A 19908-nucleotide genomic window follows, 5' to 3' on the forward strand; every position below is an offset into this window, starting at 1 on the left:
CCTTGCTTTTTTAGTCTGCGTCGTAACCCAGGTTGGGCGCCAGCCAGCGTTCCACTTCGCTGACGGACATGCCTTTGCGTGCCGCATAGTCTTCAACCTGATCGCGCTGAATTTGCGCCACGGCGAAGTAGCGGCTGTCAGGGTGACTGAAATACCAGCCTGACACCGAAGCGCCTGGCCACATGGCAAAAGACTCCGTGAGTTTCATGCCGGTATGGGTTTCCACATCCAGCAGCGCCCAAATAGCCGCTTTCTCGGTATGTTCCGGGCAGGCGGGATAACCCGGAGCCGGACGAATCCCCTGATAATTCTCGCGGATCAGTGCCTCATTGCTCAGGTTTTCGTCGGGGGCAAACCCCCAAATCGTTTTACGCACCTGTTCGTGCAGATATTCTGCGAAGGCTTCGGCTAAGCGGTCAGCAATGGCTTTGACCATAATCTTGTTATAGTCGTCGTGTTGCTTATCGTAAGCCTCGGCCAGCACATCCTCCTCCAGGCCGCCCGTAACCGCAAAGGCACCCAGGTAATCCGCTTTACCGCTGGTTTTCGGTGCCACGAAATCGGCCAGGCAGTAATTGGCAAAATCTGTTTTTTCCGTTTGCTGCCGCAGATGATGGCTGACATTCAGTACAGTATCGCGCTGCTCATCGGTGAAGATATGGATATCGTCGCCTACGCGGTTAGCCGGGAATATGCCCACCACGCCGCGTGGCGTCAGCGCCTTTTCTGCACTCAGCTTATCCAGCATGGCGTTGGCATCGGCAAACAGCCGTTTCGCTTCATCGCCCACCACCTCATCTTCAAGGATGCGCGGGTATTTACCTGCCAGCGACCAGGTCATAAAGAACGGTGTCCAGTCAATGTAATTGCGCAGTACATCAATGTCGGCTTCCACGCGCCTCACGCCCCTGTGCTTAGCCACCGGTGGTGTATAACTCTCCCAGTCAATTTTCGTGGCATTATCGCGCGCCACGCTGAGTGACACCGGCGGTGTGCGGGGTTTTTTACGCGCATGCTGAATCCGCACGGTTTCATATTCTTTTCGCGTACGGGCGACAAAGTCATCCCTGAGCGTGTCGGAGAGCAGGGATGACACAACACCAACCGTGCGCGAAGCGTTTTGCACATACACGGTGGGCCCACTGTAGTTCTGTTCGATTTTCACCGCCGTATGGGCTTTAGAGGTGGTTGCGCCACCAATTAACAGCGGCAGCGTGAAGCCCTGACGCTCCATCTCTTTCGCCATGTTGACCATTTCATCCAGCGAGGGCGTAATTAAGCCAGAAAGACCAATGATGTCAGCATTCACTTCACGCGCGGTTTTCAGGATTTTCTCGCCTGGCACCATCACGCCGAGATCGATAATTTCATAGTTATTGCACTGTAACACCACGCCAACGATGTTTTTGCCGATGTCGTGGACGTCACCTTTTACCGTCGCCAGCACAATCTTGCCGTTGCTGCGCCCGGCTTCTTTACTGGCCTGAATATAGGGTTCCAGCCAGGCGACGGCCTGCTTCATCACGCGGGCAGATTTGACGACCTGCGGCAGGAACATTTTGCCTTCACCAAACAGATCGCCGACCACATTCATACCGGACATCAGCGGCCCTTCAATCACGTCAATCGGACGTGCGGCCAGCTGACGGGCTTCTTCCGTGTCCAGATCAATAAATTCCGTGATGCCTTTTACCAGCGAGTATTCCAGCCGTTTCACCACGTCCCAGCCACGCCATTCGGCTTGCTGTTTTTCATCCGCACCGTCACTTTTACTGCTGCGATATTTTTCCGCCAGCGCCAGTAACCGTTCGGTGCCGTCGGCACGTCGGTTAAGCACCACGTCCTCAACCGCCTCACGCAGTTCGTCGGACAGGTCGTCATAAATGGCTAGCTGTCCGGCGTTAACGATCCCCATGTCCATACCGTTACGAATGGCGTAGTAGAGAAATACCGCGTGAATCGCCTCACGTACCGGATCGTTGCCCCGGAAAGAGAACGAGACGTTAGACACACCGCCCGAGATCATGGCATGAGGCAGCTCGCGCTTAATGTCTTCGCACGCCCCGATAAAATCCATCGCGTAGTTGTTATGCTCTTCAATACCGGTCGCAACGGCAAAAATATTGGGATCGAAAATGATATCTTCCGGCGGGAAACCCACCTGTTGCGTCAGAATCTGGTAGGCGCGACGGCAGATCTCAATCTTCCGCTCACGGGTATCGGCCTGTCCCACTTCATCAAATGCCATCACCACCATGGCAGCCCCGTAGCGGCGGACAAGCCGGGCATGATGGATAAATGCGGCTTCGCCCTCTTTCATTGAGACAGAGTTAACGATGCCTTTTCCCTGTATGCACTGCAGCCCCTTTTCGATGACCGCCCATTTTGAGGAGTCGATCATAATGGGCACGCGGGCAATATCGGGTTCACCGGCAATCAGATTGAGGAAACGCACCATCGCCACTTCTGCGTCCAGCATTCCTTCATCCATGTTGATATCAATAATCTGGGCACCGCTCTCAACCTGCTGTAACGCGACTTCCAGCGCCTCGTTGTATTTATCTTCTTTTATCAGGCGTTTAAACCTGGCGGAGCCGGTAACGTTGGTACGTTCGCCCACGTTCACAAACAGCGACCCGGCGCTGATATTCAGTGGTTCAAGACCCGAGAGTCGGCAGGCAACCGGCAACGTGGGACGCTTACGCGGCGCAACGCCTTCTACCGCCGCCGCCATCGCGGCGATGTGCTGTGGCGTCGTGCCGCAGCAGCCGCCAATAATATTCAGAAAGCCAGCGTTGGCCCATTCGCCAATCTGCTGTGCCATTACGTCTGCGTCGAGATCGTATTCACCAAAGGCGTTGGGCAAACCGGCATTGGGATGAGCCGTGACATAGCCTTCCGCGATGCGCGACAGTTCGGCGACATACTGGCGTAATTCATCCGGGCCCAGCGCGCAGTTCAGGCCAAAGGATAAGGGCTCAGCGTGGCGCAACGCATTATAAAAGGCTTCGGTAGTTTGTCCGGAAAGCGTGCGGCCTGAAGCATCGGTGATGGTTCCGGAGATCATCAACGGCAGCGCCACGCCCAGGGCTTCCATTTCCGTTTTGACCGCAAAGATGGCCGCTTTGGCGTTGAGCGTATCGAACACCGTTTCAATCATAATGATGTGACAACCGCCTTCCACCAGCGCCCGAGTGGATTCACGGTATGCGTCCACCAACTGATTAAAGGTGACATTACGGAAAGCAGGATCGTTAACATCAGGTGAGATCGAACAGGTGCGGTTAGTTGGGCCGAGTACACCTGCCACGTAGCGCGGTTTATCTGGCGTTTTCGCCGTCCACGCATCGGCACTGGCGCGTGCCAGCTTCGCGGCCGCGAAGTTGATTTCCGCCGACAGGGCTTCCATCTGGTAGTCCGCCATCGCAATGGGGGTGGCGTTAAAGGTATTGGTTTCCACAATGTCAGCACCGGCGGCCAGATACGCTTCATGGATCTCGCGGATCACCTCTGGCTTCGTTAACACCAGCAGATCGTTATTGCCTTTGAGATCGCAGGGCCAGTCAGCAAAACGGCTGCCACGAAAATCGTGCTCGTCCAGTTTATAGCTCTGGATCATGGTGCCCATGCCACCGTCTAATAGCATAATGCGTTGGGCAAGTTGCTGATGCAGCGCGTCGGTTAGATTGCTCACTGTTGTCTCATCCACGTCAATCCGCTGGTGAAATACCAGCCAGTCATTCTTGCATAAGGTCGTTATGGCTCAAAGTAACCTTAGTTGAGATTTTCAGCAGAAGCCGCTATCAGGTCTGACCAGCGCGTCAGCGTTTGCAATTGATGAGATTAAAACGAAAATGGTTTCCACTATGTGAAAAGGAGAGACAATATGGCAACGCCTGTCCCCGCAAAACGCGGTAAAAAACCCCGTGGCACCCCTGCCCCTTCAGCGCCCGTGGGCGGTCAGGTTCAGTCACTGACCCGGGGATTAACGCTGTTGGCGTTAATCGCCAATTCACATGGCAGCGTAGCCCTGACCGAACTGGCACAGCAGGCGGGCCTGCCTAATTCCACCACCCACCGCTTGCTGACCACGATGCAACAGCAGGGTTTCGTGCGGCAGGAAGGCGATTTGGGCTACTGGACCATTGGCGCACAGGCATTTGTCATCGGCAGCAGTTTTTTGCAGAGCCGGAATCTGCTGGCGTTGGTCCACCCGGTGCTACGCACGCTGATGGAACATTCCGGTGAAACAGTCAACCTGGCGGTGCTGGATCTTAGCGATTTTCAGGCCGTTATTATCGATCAGGTGCAGTGCACGCAACTGATGCGCATGTCCGCGCCGATCGGCGGTAAACTGCCGATGCATGCATCGGGAGCCGGTAAAGCTTTTCTGGCCCATCTCAGCGACGAACAGGTCACCGCGCTGCTGCATCAGAAAGGCTTACATTACTACACGCCAAAGACACTGATGTCGCCACAAAGCCTGAAAACGAACCTGGCCCAGATTCGCACGCGGGGGTTTTCTTTCGATGATGAAGAACATGCCCTCGGTTTGCGTTGTGTGGCTGCTCCCCTTTATGACGAACATGGCGAACCTTTCGCTGCACTTTCGATTTCAGGCCCTATCGCCCGCATGACTGACGATCGCATTACCGAACTGGGTGCGCTGGTCATCCGTGAAGCGCGTCAGGTGACGCTGGCCTACAGTGGTCGCTAAGTCACGGCTGACCGCCCGATAGCACTGGCGCAGCCGCCCTCATACGTTATAAACCCCGGTCTCTATCAGCAACAGCCTGTACCCGAGCCACCTGCGGGCTGGCCAGCGCCTTCCCGTCACCGCGCCTGTAACCCTTTATACACGGCATCGCGCAGCATGATGGGGAACTGACCATTGACCCCTTCCGGTGTCGTGTTTGTCATGGCGACCACGCACAATTCGTTTTTGCGATCGACGAACCAGGTGTGGCCGTAAGCACCACTCCACGAGAGCGTACCTGCTGACTGAGGCGATCTGGCCGCATCAGGGTCCACCAGCAATGCCCATCCCACGCCAAATCCCCATCCTGGCCCCTGGGTCGCATATTTCGCCGCCACCTGTTCCTGCGTCATATAGTCAAAACTGTCTTGTGAGATGAGTGGCGATCCCTGCCGCCGGAGGGTTTCCAGCAATTGCATAAAGTCTGGTGCCGTCCCTGCCATGCCACCCCCACCGCAGGGCCAGGCGTCGGGTTTAAGAATACGATCAGGGCAGAAAATAGCGGCACCTTCACCGAAAGGTATCCGCTGGTTATCACTCATCGCCGTGGGCGCCGGACTGTCGTCGGTATACACCGTGGTTAAACGCTCCCTGTCCCTGACGGTAAACAGCGTATCTTTCATCCCGAGTGGGGTTGTTACGTGATGACTCACCAGCTCCGGTAAGCTTTTCCCCGTCGCCCGCACCATGATTTCGCCCAGGACATCAATGCCCAAAGAATAACGCCAGCCGGTTCCGGGCCTGAACTGTAACCGGGTGCCTGCAAGGCGCTGCAGATTCTCCTCGAGGGTCAATCCCGGTTGGTAATCGATCCCGTCAGACACATTCAGCGTGTGGTAAAGAGAATCCGCCGGAGCGGAATAGCGGTAGCGTAAACCGGAGGTGTGGCTCAGAAGGTGCCGCACCAGGATGGTCGCAGGCTGACCGTCTTCCAGACAGGGACGAAAATCGGGAAGCCAGCGGGTAATATCGTCATCAAGACGCATGTCGCCTTGTTCAATCAGGCGCATTGCCGTCAGGCTCACTATGGGCTTAGTCAGTGAGGCAAGGCGGAAAATGGCGTCCGGCGTCATGCTTTTCTTTTGCTCTCGGTCAGCCAGCCCTGCCGCCCGCTGATAAATTAATTCGCCCGCTTTTGCCACCATCACCGTGCACCCAACAACACGCTGTATATCTATTGCATAATCAATAGCCGCATCTATTGCGGCTTCAAGCTTCGCAGAGTATTTAACCAGTCCTGATGTAAAATAAAGCATTATCGATTCCTTGAATAAATTGGAAAAATGAAAGGCATTATCGTTATGCATTCTTTGCATTACGCATTAAATTCACTTTATATATATTTTATTAACCATCCTACTTAACAATCACTCCAAATAATAAACACACTAAATAACATCCGCCTGTCGCAAAAAACACCTCACTTATTTAATTGGTCAACCAAAAATTGAATTTAAGTCTAACTGATGGACATCCAGGGGATTTGTGATCAACCTCTTTTTTTTAAAAGAGCAGAGTGATTACTATGCCCTCGCACCACTTTTATAAAAACAGACTGATAAACAATAAAAACAAACTGACTTCTTATCTCTACCGCGCTTAATACTGGTCAACCAAAATAAACCAAACATTAATACACAGCTTGCTTTACTTATTTAAAACAGCCAGATCAGAAAATAATAAAAACAACAAAGGAGGATCATCATTTAAACAAAACTCCGATTAAACATAACTATTTATCTAATTAAAAACCAAACAGAAAATATTTCTTCATCTTCACGAACGCATAACCACCGGAAGATGTTTTATGACTGTCACACTGAGTTAATCAAGGGAAAACCATGATGACAACAACAATACCGCCACGCAGGAAGGTGGGGACGGGCACCGCAATAGGCTATGGCATTACCGATATTTTTGGCGGCGGCTCCATGGCGCTAATCGGTACATGGCTACTGTTTTTCTATACGACGTTTTGTGGACTTTCCATGCTGGAGGCGAGCTCGATTTTTGCTATTGCCCGCATCATTGACGCCATTCTCAGCCCAATAATGGGCTATATCACCGATAAATTTGGCAGCACCCGATTGGGTAAACGTTTTGGCCGACGCCGCTTCTTTCTGCTGATCAGCGCCCCGATGATGTTTATCTATGCGCTGGTCTGGGTCAGTGACATGGGCTACTGGTACTATCTTGGCACCTATCTCGCCGTCGAGTTACTCGTGGCTATGGTGCTGGTGCCCTGGGAAACCCTGGCGGCAGAGATGACCAATGATTTTGGTGAGCGAACCCGGATGGCGGCAGTCCGTCTGACGTTTTCGCAGGTGGGTGTGTTTCTCACCGCCTCAGTACCGGGCATTATGATCCAGTATTTGGGCCAGGATTCAGCGCTGACCTTTACCTATACCGGCATCCTGTTTTCAGGTCTGTTTTTTATTGTGGTGCTGATCACCTGGTACTGTACCTGGGAATCAAAAGATATGAATCCCGAAGCGTTTGAGCGGCTCAATTCTGGGCCGGGTATTGGGCTTTTAGCTCACCTGAAAAATATGTTCATCGAGCTGGCCACGACGTTCAAGATAAAAATATTCAGACAGCACCTGATTATCTATATTTCATCATTCACGGCACTGGATATTTTCATTGCGGTTTTTGTTTATTTCGTGGTTTATGGTCTGAACCTGGATGCGGCAAACGCATCCGCCTACCTTTCGATTGCCACCTCCGTTTCCATTCCCGCAACGCTGCTTTTTATGTTTATGCTGGACAAGCTGAATATCCGGCCCGCGCTTGCTATGCGTATTTCTTATCTGTGTGTTTTTGTTGTACTGGGCTATCTCATTTTGATGTATATCGGCCATAGCGCGGTTTCTTCATGGTGGCTGACCACACTGGTCTTTGTTCTGTTGGGCTTTGGTCGCGCGGGACTTTATTTTATCCCCTGGAATATTTACAGCTTTATTCCTGATGTGGATGAAATGGTCACGCGTCAGCGGCGTGAAGGTGTTTTTGCCGGTGTCATGACGCTGATGCGTAAAAGTACCGTCGCCATCGCCATTATGGCGGTCGGTACCGTACTGGAACACAGTAATTTCGTGAAAGGCCAGCTAATCCAGCCTGAAAGTGCTCTGAATGCGATTACCGGCCTGCTGGTCTTTGGCACCGGCGGTTTATTACTCATCAGCTTATATATGACCTTCAAATTTAAGCTCACCCGCGAAACACATCGGGTTCTGGTGAAAGAAATTGATCGTCTGAAGGCGGGCGGGAATAAAGCCGACTGTACACCCGAGACTAAAGTCGTGGTGAAGGCCCTGACCGGCTATGACTATGAGCAGGTGTGGCAGCAGGAGAATAACGCGCGTCCTTAATTCAACCAGGCCTGTTTTACAGTGGGTTGCCCGTTACGCATGGCTTATCCAACCGGATAGCAGCCCACTCTGCCTTCGCCTGAATGTCATGAAAAAAATAATAAATACGCTATGGGTTCCTTTATGAAAACACACTTTTTTCGCTACATGGCTATCGCGTTGCTGCTTTGCCCCGCGCTGCCGTACGCCGCCGCCATTAATGACAATGAAGACAGTTTAAGAATTCGTTTAAAAAATGATTTTAGACGGGCAGATAAGCCCAGTGCTGGCACGGGGCGTGATATTTACGCCTGGGTACAAGGCGGACTTATTGACGTGAATACCCGCTACTACGCTGACTTTATCGGCGTTAGCGCAGGTGCGTACTATGTTTACAAGCTGGGCGCCAAAGACAGCTGGAGCACGCGCTACTATCTGGACGGGCACGACAGTTTTGGTGTGGCTATCGGCGCACTCAAACTTAAACCCGCTGATAATCTTTACTTAACCCTGGGCCGATTTGGGACTGACTATGGTTACGGTAGTTTGCCGTACCGCATCCCATTGATTGCCGATAATTCGTCGCGCACGATACAGACCCTTTCTGAAGGTGTGCTGGCCCGCTTTGAGGCAACAGAAAACCTGACGTTGTGGTCAATGTGGCGTAAGCGCGCCTTTTACTATGTTGATTCGGCTACCGGTATACGTGATGAAGGGGTGATTGACACCGCAACGGGCAACTATTATCCCCGTCGGGCGCGCACTTATCTGGCCGGTTCCTGGCACGATGCCTCTTCACGCTATTCGGTTGGTGCCTCTTACCAGCCAGATGTTTCAACGCAGATCCAAAGCATTTTCGAAAAAACCCACACCTTTGATGATAATCGCTCGCTGAAATGGGAGTTGATGGGGTTTTACGGTCAGGTTGAGGGAATGAGTAAACCTCTCAGCTACCATCATGACACCGCGCTGGTTTCGGGTCGTTTAACCTACTCGTTTGACAATGCGCGCCTGTTTGGCGCTATCGGTAAACTGACACATGACATTGATGGTCGCATTATTTATACCGACATCGGTTACCCCGATTCACTGAGTATCGATCGCAATAAAGAAAACATGCTGTCGGTTCAGCTTGGCGGGCAATATTTCTTTAACCAGAACCTCGGTGTGATGCTGGGGCCGGTGATCACCCGAGGTTATGAAGACAAGCAGCGCCATACCAGGATCAAAGGGCTGGGGCTGATGGGCGGCGTGATGTACAACGTCACAGAGGGATCGTTCAAAGGACTCAACATGTATGTGGCGGCTGACCGCGCCAGAGAGAAACGGCCTGGCAGCGCACTGGGTGACACACTCTATTACTGGGATGTGAAAGCCGGCATACAATACGACTTTATGCTTAAGTGACCGTTTCCCCTTGCACGTCACAAAGATGTTTCAAAAGCGGCACTTGCTAGCGCCGCTTTTTAATTATTATTTAAATACTTGTTACGCAAAGAATAAATCCCCTACCCATCTGGTTGACCTGTTTATCCTGTCGTGCGTAGAACCCTGTTGCCGCAGGATTTAGGTGGTATAGTTTTTGCCGGTAGCGCGTGTCCGACAGGAGCATCATCATGAAATCTGCCTCTCAACAGAGGCCCTATCAGCAGGTGGCTGCAAAAATTCGGCAGCTTGTTCTGGAAACCCCTTACCGCTGTGGTCAGCGTTTGCCGCCAGAGCGCGAAATGGCTGAGAGGCTTGACGTCAGCCGGACCGTGGTGCGCGAAGCCTTAATTATGCTGGAAATAGAGGGGCTGATTGAAGTCAGACGCGGTGCGGGTATTTACGTCGTTGAGTCCCAAACGCCGCTGCACATGAACAATGTGAACACCGGCTTTTGCAATGATGCGGGCCCGTTTGAGCAGCTCCAGGCACGGCAGCTGCTGGAAAGTAATATCGCCGAGTTTGCTGCGCTTCAGGCCACCCGCCAGGATATCATCAAGATGCGCCAGGCCCTGCTGTTAGAGGAGCGCGAACTGGTGTCCTGCTCGCTGGAAAACTCAGAGAGCGGTGACATGCATTTCCATCTTGCCATCGCCGAAGCGACGCATAACAGCATGCTGGTCGAACTGTTTCGTCAGTCATGGCAGTGGCGTGAAAATAATCCCATGTGGATTCAATTGCATAGCCACCTTGGTGATACGCTTTATCGCAAAGCATGGTTAGTGGATCACCGGCAAATTCTTGCTGCACTCATCAAAAAAGATGCTCGCGCTGCCAAGCGGGCAATGTGGCAACATCTGGAAAATGTTAAACAGCGCCTGCTGGAGTTTTCCAATGTGGATGACCTCGACTTTGATGGTTATCTGTTTGACTCATGGCCGCTGGCAAATACTGACGCCTGAACGCCTGTCACGGCAGGCGCACCGGGCGGCAACGCGCTGCCGTAACGGATGCTGAAACGCTGAGCATGTTGCCAGGCCATCACATCCTCAATATGTCCCTGGGCGATACGCTGCTGTTGCGCGCGCCACCAGCCCGCCTCAAAAATTTCCGGATGCCGCTTTTGTAGCAGCGCACCTGTCGCTGGCTCGCTGCATAATGCATAACGGAAGGTTTCAGGGAAAACGTCATCCGGTCCCACGCTGTACCAGGGTTCTGCACAGAGTTCATCTTCTTCATAACGCGCCTGTGGCACATCGCGAAAAGTGAGTTCGTGCATAGGCCGAATTTCATCATAATCATAAAACACGACGCGCCCATGTCGGGTGATACCAAAGTTTTTAAACAGCATATCGCCGGGGAAAATGTTGGCGGCAGCCAGCTGCTTGATCGCATTGCCGTACTCTTCAATGGCGTGCTGGCGCTGGCTTTCACTGGCCTGCGCCAGATAGAGATTAAGCGGCTGCATACGGCGCTCCAGCCAGAGATGACTGATGATCAGGCGATCGCCTTCGATGCGTAGTTTCCCGGAAATGGTCTGTTGGAACTCCAGCAGCAGCGCCGGCGCAATGCGCGCGAGCGGCAGCGCAAACTGTTCGAAAGCCTGTGTATCGGCCATGCGTCCCACACGGTCATGCTCTTTGACCTGTTGATAGCAGGCCCTCACCTGCATTTCGGTGACCTCTTTTTGCGGGGCAAACCGATCTTTGATGACTTTAAATACCCGGTCAAAGCCCGGTAATGTGAAGACCAGCATCACCATGCCACGTATGCCCGGTGCAATCTCAAACGCGGCGTCGGATTGCGCCAGCGCCTGCAGATATTCCCGGTAGCTTTCCGTCTTGCCATGTTTCTGACAACCGATGGCCATATAACGTTCTGCCAGCGTTTTCCCTGGCAATATGGGCTTGAGCCAGGCCACCAGCGCCGCAGGTAGCGGGGCGTAAACCATAAAATAGGCGCGGGCAAAGCCAAACACGATGCTGGCATCGTTCACGTCCGTCAGGCAAGTATCAATCCACAGCTCGCCCTTATCGCTACGTTGAATCGGCAACAGACAGGGGAAAATACCGTCTGGCAGATGCAGCCGGGCAACAATCCAGGCCGTTTTATTACGAAAAAACAGTTCACTGCAAACGTCCAGCCAGCCATTATCCAACTGTGATGCGGAAAATTGCTCATGCAAATGCCGTAAAATCCACGCTTCATCGCGCTCCCGATCCTGCCATGGCAACGTTAACGGCACGTCGCGCAGTACCTGATCGAGCAGCACTTGCCAGCCCTGATGTGGCAGATAGGTTCGCGCCAGCGGGCGCGCAGAGTGCGTGGGTGCCGAGGCCGGCTGTGAGCTGAAAATGAACAGACGTTCCGGCTGCAGCGCGTGATGTCCATGCAACCGGCAGTAAACCGAATTAAAGAAGCTCTCGGCAATTTCATAGCGCGGATAGTCAGGTAACAAGGTTTCATAATGGCTTTTGATCGCCAGCCAAAATGCATCGTCCCAGTGTGCCGCCCCGTTCAGTGCCCGTAGCTGATCGGCGACCAGAGCTACGTGATGATCATAAAGATGAATACGCGCCTTCATCGCCTGCTGTACCGCTTGCCATTCGGCCTGTTCAAAACGCTGTTGTGCGCCCGCAGTAATGTCGAGAAAACGGCCATACTGCGCGTCGAACCCCTGCAGAATGGTATGCGCAATCAGTGATTCGCGTGGCGGCATGATTTCCTCCTGAAAAAGCCCGCCCGTTAATACCGGGCGGGAAAGACACAGACTCAACTCAAAACTGGTGCTCCTCGGTGGAGCCTGTCAGGGCCGTCACCGACGACTTACCGCCCTGAATCGTAGTGGTCACCCGATCGAAATAGCCGGTACCAACCTCTTGCTGATGCGAGGAGAAGCTGTAACCCCGTTCGCGGGCAGCAAACTCCGGCTGCTGTACTTTTTCCACATAGTGACGCATGCCTTCGCCCTGGGCGTAAGCGTGCGCAAGATCGAACATGTTGAACCACATGCTGTGAATACCGGCCAGCGTAATGAACTGGAAGCGATAACCCATGTCACTGAGCGCCTGCTGAAAAGCTGCGATGGTTTTATCATCGAGATTCTTTTTCCAGTTAAACGAGGGCGAACAGTTGTAAGCCAGTAGCTTGCCTGGATAGCGGGCGTGGATGGCATCGGCAAAACGCTGGGCCATTGCCAAATCCGGCGTGGCGGTTTCGCACCACAAGACATCGGCATAAGGGGCATAAGCCAGCCCCCGGCTTATGGCCTGCTCAATACCGGCGTTGGTACGGAAAAAACCTTCCGCCGTGCGGTCGCCGCGGATAAACGGCCGATCGTATTCATCACAGTCAGAGGTAATCAGATCGGCGGCATCCGCATCGGTGCGCGCCAGCAGAATAGTGGGCACGCCCATCACATCGGCGGCCAGGCGCGCCGCAACCAGTTTCTGCACGGCTTCCTGGGTTGGCACCAACACCTTTCCGCCCATATGGCCGCATTTCTTCACGGCCGCCAGTTGGTCCTCAAAGTGCACGGCCGCCGCGCCTGCGCTGATCATCGACTTCATCAACTCAAACGCATTCAGCACGCCACCAAAACCGGCTTCTGCATCGGCCACGATGGGCAGGAAATAGTCGACAAAGCGGCTGTCCCCCGGTTCGATACCGTTGGCCCACTGAATCTGGTCGGCGCGCTGGAACGTCTGGTTAATGCGGGTGACCACCTCAGGCACAGAGTTGACCGGATAGAGCGACTGATCGGGATACATCTGCCCTGCCACGTTGGCATCGGCAGCGACCTGCCAGCCAGAGAGGTATATCGCTTCTATACCGGCTTTTGCCTGTTGCAACGCCTGACCGCCTGTGAGTGCCCCCAGGCTGTTGATATAGCCTTTTCTGGCATCACCGTTGAGCAGCGACCAGAGTTTCACCGCCCCGCGCTCTGCCAGAGTGCAGGCTGGCAGTACCGAACCGCGTAGATTAACGACTTCTTCTGCGCTGTAGGGGCGGGTAATGCCCTGCCAGCGCGTGTCCTGCCAGTATTTTTCGAGTTGCTGGATGTGTTGAGTACGTGTCATGGCAACGGCTCCTTGAGTCAGGGAAGCAGGCGGTAGCCTGGCAGAGTAAGAAAAGAAACCAGTTCGTCCTGGGTTGTGATCTGCGCCATCAAGCGCGCCGCTTCCTCATAACGACCTGAACTGAAAGACTTATCACCCAGATGCATCTGTAACGTTTGCAACTCATCATTCAGTAGCTGCTGAAACAGTTCCGCCGTCACTGGCTGTCCATCCTGCAGGGATTTATGGTGGCGTATCCATTGCCAGATAGAGGTACGGGCAATTTCTGCGGTTGCGGCATCTTCCATCAGGCCATCAATGGGGACACAACCATTGCCGCTAATCCAGGCTTCCAGATACTGCAACGCCACCCGAATATTGGCGCGCATGCCCGCTTCCGTTCGATCGCCTTCACAGGGTGCCAGAAGCTGTTCAGCCGTTATCGGGCGGTCATCCTGCCGCAGAATGTTGAGCTGATTGGGGCGTTCACCCAGCACATCGTTGAACACTGACATCGCCGTGTCTGCCAGGCCGGGATGCGCAATCCAGGTGCCGTCATGTCCGTTGTTGGCTTCACGCTGTTTATCTTCTGTAACGCGCTGCAGTACCCATTCATTTCGCGCGCTGTCTTTGCTGGGAATGAGCGCTGACATGCCGCCCATGGCGAAAGCGCCACGTCGATGACAGGTTCGGATCAGTAATCGTGAGTAAGCATCCAGAAATGGCTGAGCCATGGTTACAGACTGGCGATCGGGCAGAACCCGATCCGCATGTTCGCGCAGCGTTTTGATATAGCTGAAAATATAATCCCAGCGGCCGCAGTTCAGTCCCACGATATGATCCCGCAGATTCCACAGGATCTCATCCATCTGGAAAACAGCCGGTAGCGTTTCGATCAACACGGTGGCTTTGATGGTACCGCGCGCCAGATCAAAACGATCCTCGGCAAAGCTGAAAATGTCCCGCCACCATGCTACCTCCTGCCAGCTCTCGGTTTTTGGCAGGTAAAAATAGGGGCCACTGCCTTTTGCCAGTAAGGCTTTGACGTTATGAAAAAAGTAGAGTGCGAAGTCAAACAGACCGCCGGGAATCGCATTGCCCTGCCAGCTAACATGTTTTTCAGACAGATGCAGGCCACGAACCCGACACATCAATACCGCAGGATCGGCTCGTAGCTGATAGATTTTGCCGTTATCGCTGGTATAACGCAGCGTGCCGGCAACGGCTTCGCGTAGGGTTTGCTGCCCATCAATCAGTTTTTCCCAGGTGGGTGCCAGGGAGTCCTCAAAATCTGCCATAAACACGTTTACGTTGGCATTCAGGGCGTTAATCACCATTTTGCGATCGGGCGGGCCGGTGATCTCCACTCGACGATCCTGTAAATCGGTCGGGATGCCGCGGATGGCCCATTCACGATCCCTTATGGAAACAGTTTCCATATCGAAACCCGGTAGCTGGCCGGAATCATACTGCTTCTGCCTTACCTGACGTGCGGTTAACAGCGCCTCACGCTGTGGCGCAAAACGCGTCACCAGCGCCTGTAAGAAAGCGATGGCATCTGCGGTAAGCAGCTGTTTTTCAGCGTCATTAAAGGGCTTGCTGAACAGTAATTCACTGTTGATAACGGAGTCTGTCATGTTTGCTCTCTCCTGTTTTCAGGCGGATCAAAACGGGTGATCCGCATATAGGGTAATTATTGAGCTACAGGATCAGAGCATATTCATTTTAATTTTAAAATCAAAAACTATTTCCATTTTTAATAAATAAACAACTTATCATCATGATTAATAAATGATTTATTTTATTTTTTAACAGGTAATACTTTTCACTCACGTTTTACAGACGAAAAAAAACCGTGCTGCCAGCGGCTAACACGGTTCAGTTGTAGCTAAAAAAGAATTATTCCAGCGTGGGATTCATATGGCGCAGATCAAACGGCGTAATCTGGTAGACGTAATAATTCAGCCAGTTTGAAAACAGCAGGTTTCCATGGCTACGCCAGGTGGCGCGCGGTGTAAGCTGGGGATTATCCTGTGGGAAATAGTTATAGGGTACTTCAGGATTCAGCCCGGCTTCATAGTCGCGTTGAAACTCTCCCGCCAGCGTCAGTGCATCGTACTCCGGGTGCCCGGTCACAAACGCCAGCCTTTTGTCTTTGCTCGCCATAAGGTAGGCACCGGTTTGTTCCGATTCAGCAAATAATTCGAGGTCAGTGTAATCCGTGATTAACTGGGTAGGGAAATCGGCATAACGGGAATGAGGCGCCAGAAAATTATCATCAAAACCCCGGGTCAGTAATGAGTGGGGATGCAGTATCTGATGTTCAAAGACGCCTGCCAGTTTAGTCTGCCGGGTTTGTTTAGGAATGCCGTATAAAATGTTTAATGCCGCCTGCACCGCCCAACAGACAAACAGGGTTGAGGTGACATGGTTTTTAGCCCATTCCAGAACCTGTTTTATCTGCGGCCAGTACGCCACATCGTTAAATTCGACCAGCCCGAGCGGCGCACCTGTAACGATTAAGCCGTCGTAGTTATCGTGCTGAATATCGTTAAAGTTACAGTAGAAATTGTTGAGATGATCGCTGGGTGTATTGCGCGATTCCCGGCTGTCGATGCGCAGCAGTTGAATATCAATCTGTAACGGAGAGTTTGAGAGCAACCGCAGAAACTGATTTTCAGTCTCAATTTTTTTCGGCATCAGATTAAGAACCAGCACTTTAAGCGGACGGATCTCCTGAACACTGGCACGTGACGACGTCATCACGAAGACGTTTTCGTTACGTAAAAAATTTACTGCCGGTAATTCATCGGGGACCCTGATTGGCATGGCTTAATCACCTCTCATAACCATATATACGTTTAGACATCCAGACAGCCAAAGATAACCAGTTAAACGCTAAATGTCGAGCCTGCATATCGACAGGTGAAAAAGTTTCAAGGCGCGGGGAGGCCTTCCCTTCAGCACAGGGTTTGAGGCGAACAGAAATTAAAGAGGCATTTTAAAACCGAGGGGCAGAAAACCGTGCTGCCGCAAAATACGTTGCGCCTCGTCGGAGCGCAGGAAGATGGCAAGCGGCCTGGCGGCAGCTGACAGCGTGGCCCAGCCATACTTCGCCTGCACGTTGTAATCGGGAGGGATACTCAGGACAAGGCATTGTGAATGAGGGGTCAGGCGGGGCGCATAGCTGGCGTAGCCGATAAAAAGGTCAGCACGTCCTGTATCGATTAACCACTTTGCCGCCAGTTCGTCATCTGGAACCGGTAAGCTGTCCGGGCCGCCCACCATCGCGATTGCTCTGCGCCTGAGAAAATCGCCACAACCGGGATGGCGCTGTTCAATATTGTCGAACAGCTGCCAGGCATAATCACCGGAGGGATCACAATGTGGGGTTGAGATCGCCAGCCGTAAATCATTACGCCGCAGCAGCGACAGCCAGTCGTCCCCGGCCCGGACACAATCACGTTTCACCGTCAGGCAGAGCGTATTATTTGTAAAATGACCGGTATCTTGTGCAAGGCCTTGCAACAGCAACCTGGCAGGATGCTGCAGGTTGGCCGAAACAAACAGGTCGCACACGTCACCCTGCTCAATACGCTGGCGCAGTAAACCGGCAGGGCCATACTGCGTGTTTGCCATTAAGCCGGACTGGATGTTAAAGGCTGCGATTAGCGCCTTCCACACATCACGCAGGCTACCTGCTGCCAGAACGTGTAACGTTTTCATGGTACGAGGTCCGGTAAAAACGGTGATACCAGCGGTCAGCCTGCTGCTGCATATCAATGTCGCGAAATTTATCAGGATAGAGCTTCTTCGCCATCCACAGTTCGCCTAAACCTATCGCTTCCGGCATCGGATAACCCCATGCCTTGGCATACTCAGGCATTAGCCATACCTGATGATGTTTCACTGCATCAATGGTTCGCCAAAGCGGATTTTGCTGAATCTCCTGTACCACCTGTGGATAACGATGCTGAACGAAAATCACCTGCGGGTTCCATACTACCACCTGTTCCATACTGACCTGCCTGAAGCCCTGAATGGTCGAGGCTGCAACGTTGAGGGCACCTGCATGGGCCATCATCAGGCCGGTATATTTCCCTGCGCCGTAGGTAGTGAGATCGGGATTGGCCATATAAGCGCGGACACGCTGCTGTTCAGGTTTGTTTTTGAGACGGTCAGTCACTATCTTTCGACCGGCAAACGCCGCTGAAAGTAATGCTCTGGCCTGTTGCTGCCTGTTCACCACCTCACCAATCAGCGTAATGCCTTCTTTGATACCCAGATCGTACGCCTGATCTTCGTTTTGCATATTGGGGTTAATCTCACCCTGCTGCCCGGCATCATCGTGACGCAACGATATTGCCAACACCGGAATGCCCAGTGCAGTGATTTGGTCAATCATCTCTTTCGGCGCATAGTTGGTAACAAATACCACCTGTGGATGCAGCGCGACCAGTTTTTCCAAATCTACGTGGGTCAAATCACCTAGCAGCGCTTTATGCGTCAGTTCAGGTACCAGGGTTGCGTAATCGTCCCCGAGCTGCTGTTTCCAGTTAGCGAGAATTCCCACGATTTTATCTGTCGCATTTAACTGCACGAGGAGATTGAGCGTTTGATGCTGAAGCACGACCACGCGATTAACCTGATCTGGAATCGTGACGGTACGGCCAATTTGATCGGTCACAACACGACTGGCGTAGCTGTTTGAGGCGGTCAACGTCAGCAGGCCAGCAAGGACCAGGCGAGTCAGTATTGTTTTCAATGAAGCGTCTCCAAAGCGTAATGCAATGGATTATATAGCGCTTATCTGCGGCAAGGTAGCCTGTTGATGCTCAACGCCTGGCACGTGTCGCAATGGAACAGTAGCGAACGGCTCAGCCTGCGGCCATTAAGCTCATCGGGAATTGGCGGATTGAGGATTGAGGATTGAGGATTGAGGATTGAGGCAAGAGTAGGAGAGGAGCAAGCCTGTTCAGCCTAAGTGATTTTACGGGCCAGGCTGAGCCTTTTGCCTGGATCATACTGGCGGCGGACATTGAGACATACTTATGCCCGTGCAAGGATCATGATGAACGGCATTCTCGTACCCAATTCAGATAACAGTTTGACCCGGTACGATTGAAGGCCAGACAGAATCGTTGTGTGAGTTGCATAAAACTGGCAGGAGAGTTTTGAGGTTTTTAGCCAACGCCTTTATCTGCCTGGCGTCGGAGGGCTATTACTTATTATTCGCCCTATTAACTAAAAAAGTCAGGCGGAAATTACGCCTCATCTGTGTAATTCTATTATTTCAGTATTAAATCCCTACACATTTAACTCACTGATATTCTCTTTTACACTCTGACAATAATGCTATCAGCTTGATATTAATTAGAGCACGCGGCGTTAATTTTATAATGCATACATTTTGCTAACTTGATTTTAACGGAGCCATACAGACTCCTTCATCAACCGGAATCAAGGGGTAATGTTATGAAAATCAATAAAGTAACGTCAACTGCGGCTGCTGTAGCCTTTTCACTGATGTCTTTTGGTTGTTTCGCACAAACTGTCTCTGCCACCTCATTAACGCTGGATGGCGCGGTTTCTAAAATCGCCCGACAGGCTAAACAACAAGGTGACCATTTTAAAGTTATCAGTGCAGACACGAATAATTACGCCCATGTAACGGCTGAATTATACAAATAATGCCAGCGCTTAAAAAGCAAAAGGGCCAGCTGTTTTTATATAACGGATATCCGTTTTATAAAGCAGCTGGCCTTTTTTAGGTATTTTATCATTAAGCCTGCCAGTAATACCGCCGCACAGATTTCAACATTGGAAAGGGTTCTGAAGTGCGTCTTTCCAAAAGCCCCATCTGCCAATAAACGCAAATATAGCTGGAGCCTGTCTGGCTTGAGCCGGATAGCGCTGGCGACCTTTACTCATCCTGCCGTTTAGTCGACAACCATTCACGACCTTTATTGCTGTTGCGAGTTAATGCAGGGCGGCGCTGTGCTGGATCTAAAACACAGAGGGAATTTGGCGGGTACGGGCAGGCATTCGCGGCGTTTGTTGTATCCGGATGATCAGGCGGTTCGCCGTCTTCGGTCAGGGCCGCAGGTGCATGACGCCAGGTGCGGCATTCCATCCGGCTTTCTCACGCGCCGTTTCATCCCGGCCCGGCGGTTTGAATGACGCGGACGGCGCTCGCGCGGTCCCGGCCGCGCAGCATAACCGGCCTGACGCCCCGCTTTCCGCAGGTTACGGACGTAAAAAAGCCCTGAACTTTCGTTCAGGGCTTCTTCACTTGTTTGATGCCTGGCAGTTCCCTACT

General features: G+C 52.4%; 14 protein-coding genes. 6 read left to right on the plus strand and 8 right to left on the minus strand.

Annotated features, from left to right (window positions below):
* Positions 1-10: 10 nt before the first annotated feature.
* Positions 11-3694 (minus strand): methionine synthase, encoded by a 3684-nt coding sequence (gene metH / locus CMR03_RS00710; protein ID WP_096010476.1) that lies wholly within the window; start codon positions 3692-3694, stop codon positions 11-13.
* Positions 3695-3886: 192 nt separating this feature from the next.
* Here metH and iclR point away from each other — a divergent pair, with 192 nt between their 5' ends.
* On the plus strand, positions 3887-4717 hold the full coding sequence (gene iclR, locus CMR03_RS00715) for a glyoxylate bypass operon transcriptional repressor IclR (RefSeq protein WP_063877967.1): 831 nt from the start codon (positions 3887-3889) through the stop codon (positions 4715-4717).
* Positions 4718-4833: 116 nt separating this feature from the next.
* Here the strand turns inward: iclR and CMR03_RS00720 are convergent, their stop codons facing one another.
* Positions 4834-6012 (minus strand): serine hydrolase domain-containing protein, encoded by a 1179-nt coding sequence (locus CMR03_RS00720; protein WP_096010477.1) that lies wholly within the window; start codon positions 6010-6012, stop codon positions 4834-4836.
* 585 nt (positions 6013-6597) lie between these two features.
* Here CMR03_RS00720 and CMR03_RS00725 point away from each other — a divergent pair.
* The 3 genes from CMR03_RS00725 to uxuR all read left to right on the plus strand — a co-directional run bounded on the left by CMR03_RS00725 (position 6598) and on the right by uxuR (position 10493).
* Complete coding sequence (locus tag CMR03_RS00725) at positions 6598-8127, plus strand: MFS transporter (RefSeq protein WP_096010478.1); 1530 nt, start codon at positions 6598-6600, stop codon at positions 8125-8127.
* Between the two features lie 123 nt (positions 8128-8250).
* Positions 8251-9513, plus strand: a complete 1263-nt coding sequence (uidC, locus tag CMR03_RS00730) for a glucuronide uptake porin UidC (RefSeq protein ID WP_063877964.1) — start codon at positions 8251-8253, stop codon at positions 9511-9513.
* Between the two features lie 209 nt (positions 9514-9722).
* Entirely contained in the window at positions 9723-10493 is a 771-nt protein-coding gene (gene uxuR / locus CMR03_RS00735) for a Uxu operon transcriptional regulator (RefSeq protein ID WP_063877963.1), read from the plus strand.
* Here uxuR and aceK read toward each other — a convergent pair.
* From aceK to CMR03_RS00765, 6 genes are all read right to left on the minus strand, one after another.
* Positions 10451-12250 carry a bifunctional isocitrate dehydrogenase kinase/phosphatase gene (gene aceK, locus CMR03_RS00740; RefSeq protein WP_096010479.1) on the minus strand — a complete coding sequence of 600 codons (1800 nt, stop codon included), beginning with the start codon at positions 12248-12250 and terminating at the stop codon, positions 10451-10453. The two genes, uxuR and aceK, sit on opposite strands and share 43 nt — an antisense overlap.
* A 58-nt stretch (positions 12251-12308) precedes the next feature.
* Positions 12309-13610 (minus strand): isocitrate lyase, encoded by a 1302-nt coding sequence (gene aceA / locus CMR03_RS00745; RefSeq protein WP_063877961.1) that lies wholly within the window; start codon positions 13608-13610, stop codon positions 12309-12311.
* Positions 13611-13627: 17 nt separating this feature from the next.
* Complete coding sequence (aceB, locus tag CMR03_RS00750; RefSeq protein WP_096010480.1) at positions 13628-15226, minus strand: malate synthase A; 1599 nt, start codon at positions 15224-15226, stop codon at positions 13628-13630.
* Positions 15227-15488: 262 nt separating this feature from the next.
* On the minus strand, positions 15489-16418 hold the full coding sequence (gene metA / locus CMR03_RS00755) for a homoserine O-acetyltransferase MetA (RefSeq protein ID WP_063877959.1): 930 nt from the start codon (positions 16416-16418) through the stop codon (positions 15489-15491).
* A gap of 159 nt (positions 16419-16577) precedes the next feature.
* Positions 16578-17315 (minus strand): substrate-binding domain-containing protein, encoded by a 738-nt coding sequence (locus tag CMR03_RS00760; protein ID WP_096010481.1) that lies wholly within the window; start codon positions 17313-17315, stop codon positions 16578-16580.
* Positions 17284-18354: an ABC transporter substrate-binding protein gene (locus CMR03_RS00765; protein ID WP_096010482.1), complete on the minus strand. Its 1071-nt coding sequence runs from the start codon at positions 18352-18354 to the stop codon at positions 17284-17286. The genes CMR03_RS00760 and CMR03_RS00765 overlap by 32 nt, the downstream gene beginning before the upstream one ends.
* Before the next feature lie 710 nt (positions 18355-19064).
* Between CMR03_RS00765 and CMR03_RS00770 the strand changes: the two genes are divergently transcribed.
* The gene (locus tag CMR03_RS00770; RefSeq protein ID WP_096010483.1) at positions 19065-19280 is read left to right on the plus strand and encodes a YdgH/BhsA/McbA family protein; all 216 of its coding nucleotides are present in this window, start codon (positions 19065-19067) and stop codon (positions 19278-19280) included.
* A gap of 418 nt (positions 19281-19698) precedes the next feature.
* Positions 19699-19908: hypothetical protein (locus tag CMR03_RS25345; RefSeq protein WP_208624998.1), on the plus strand; the 210-nt coding region annotated here is incomplete at its 3' end.

Origin of the sequence: Pantoea allii, from assembly GCF_002307475.1 — a bacterium.
Lineage (GTDB): Bacteria > Pseudomonadota > Gammaproteobacteria > Enterobacterales > Enterobacteriaceae > Pantoea > Pantoea allii.

Excerpts from the sequence above, each read along its gene's own strand:
- aceK (WP_096010479.1), bottom strand. The coding sequence starts at position 12,250 with ATGCCGCCACGCGAATCACTGATTGCGCATACCATTCTGCAGGGGTTC.
- aceA (WP_063877961.1), bottom strand. The coding sequence starts at position 13,610 with ATGACACGTACTCAACACATCCAGCAACTCGAAAAATACTGGCAGGAC.
- metA (WP_063877959.1), bottom strand. The coding sequence starts at position 16,418 with ATGCCAATCAGGGTCCCCGATGAATTACCGGCAGTAAATTTTTTACGT.
- CMR03_RS00720 (WP_096010477.1), bottom strand. The coding sequence starts at position 6,012 with ATGCTTTATTTTACATCAGGACTGGTTAAATACTCTGCGAAGCTTGAA.
- CMR03_RS00770 (WP_096010483.1), top strand. The coding sequence starts at position 19,065 with ATGAAAATCAATAAAGTAACGTCAACTGCGGCTGCTGTAGCCTTTTCA.
- aceB (WP_096010480.1), bottom strand. The coding sequence starts at position 15,226 with ATGACAGACTCCGTTATCAACAGTGAATTACTGTTCAGCAAGCCCTTT.
- CMR03_RS00760 (WP_096010481.1), bottom strand. The coding sequence starts at position 17,315 with ATGAAAACGTTACACGTTCTGGCAGCAGGTAGCCTGCGTGATGTGTGG.
- iclR (WP_063877967.1), top strand. The coding sequence starts at position 3,887 with ATGGCAACGCCTGTCCCCGCAAAACGCGGTAAAAAACCCCGTGGCACC.
- uidC (WP_063877964.1), top strand. The coding sequence starts at position 8,251 with ATGAAAACACACTTTTTTCGCTACATGGCTATCGCGTTGCTGCTTTGC.
- uxuR (WP_063877963.1), top strand. The coding sequence starts at position 9,723 with ATGAAATCTGCCTCTCAACAGAGGCCCTATCAGCAGGTGGCTGCAAAA.
- CMR03_RS00725 (WP_096010478.1), top strand. The coding sequence starts at position 6,598 with ATGATGACAACAACAATACCGCCACGCAGGAAGGTGGGGACGGGCACC.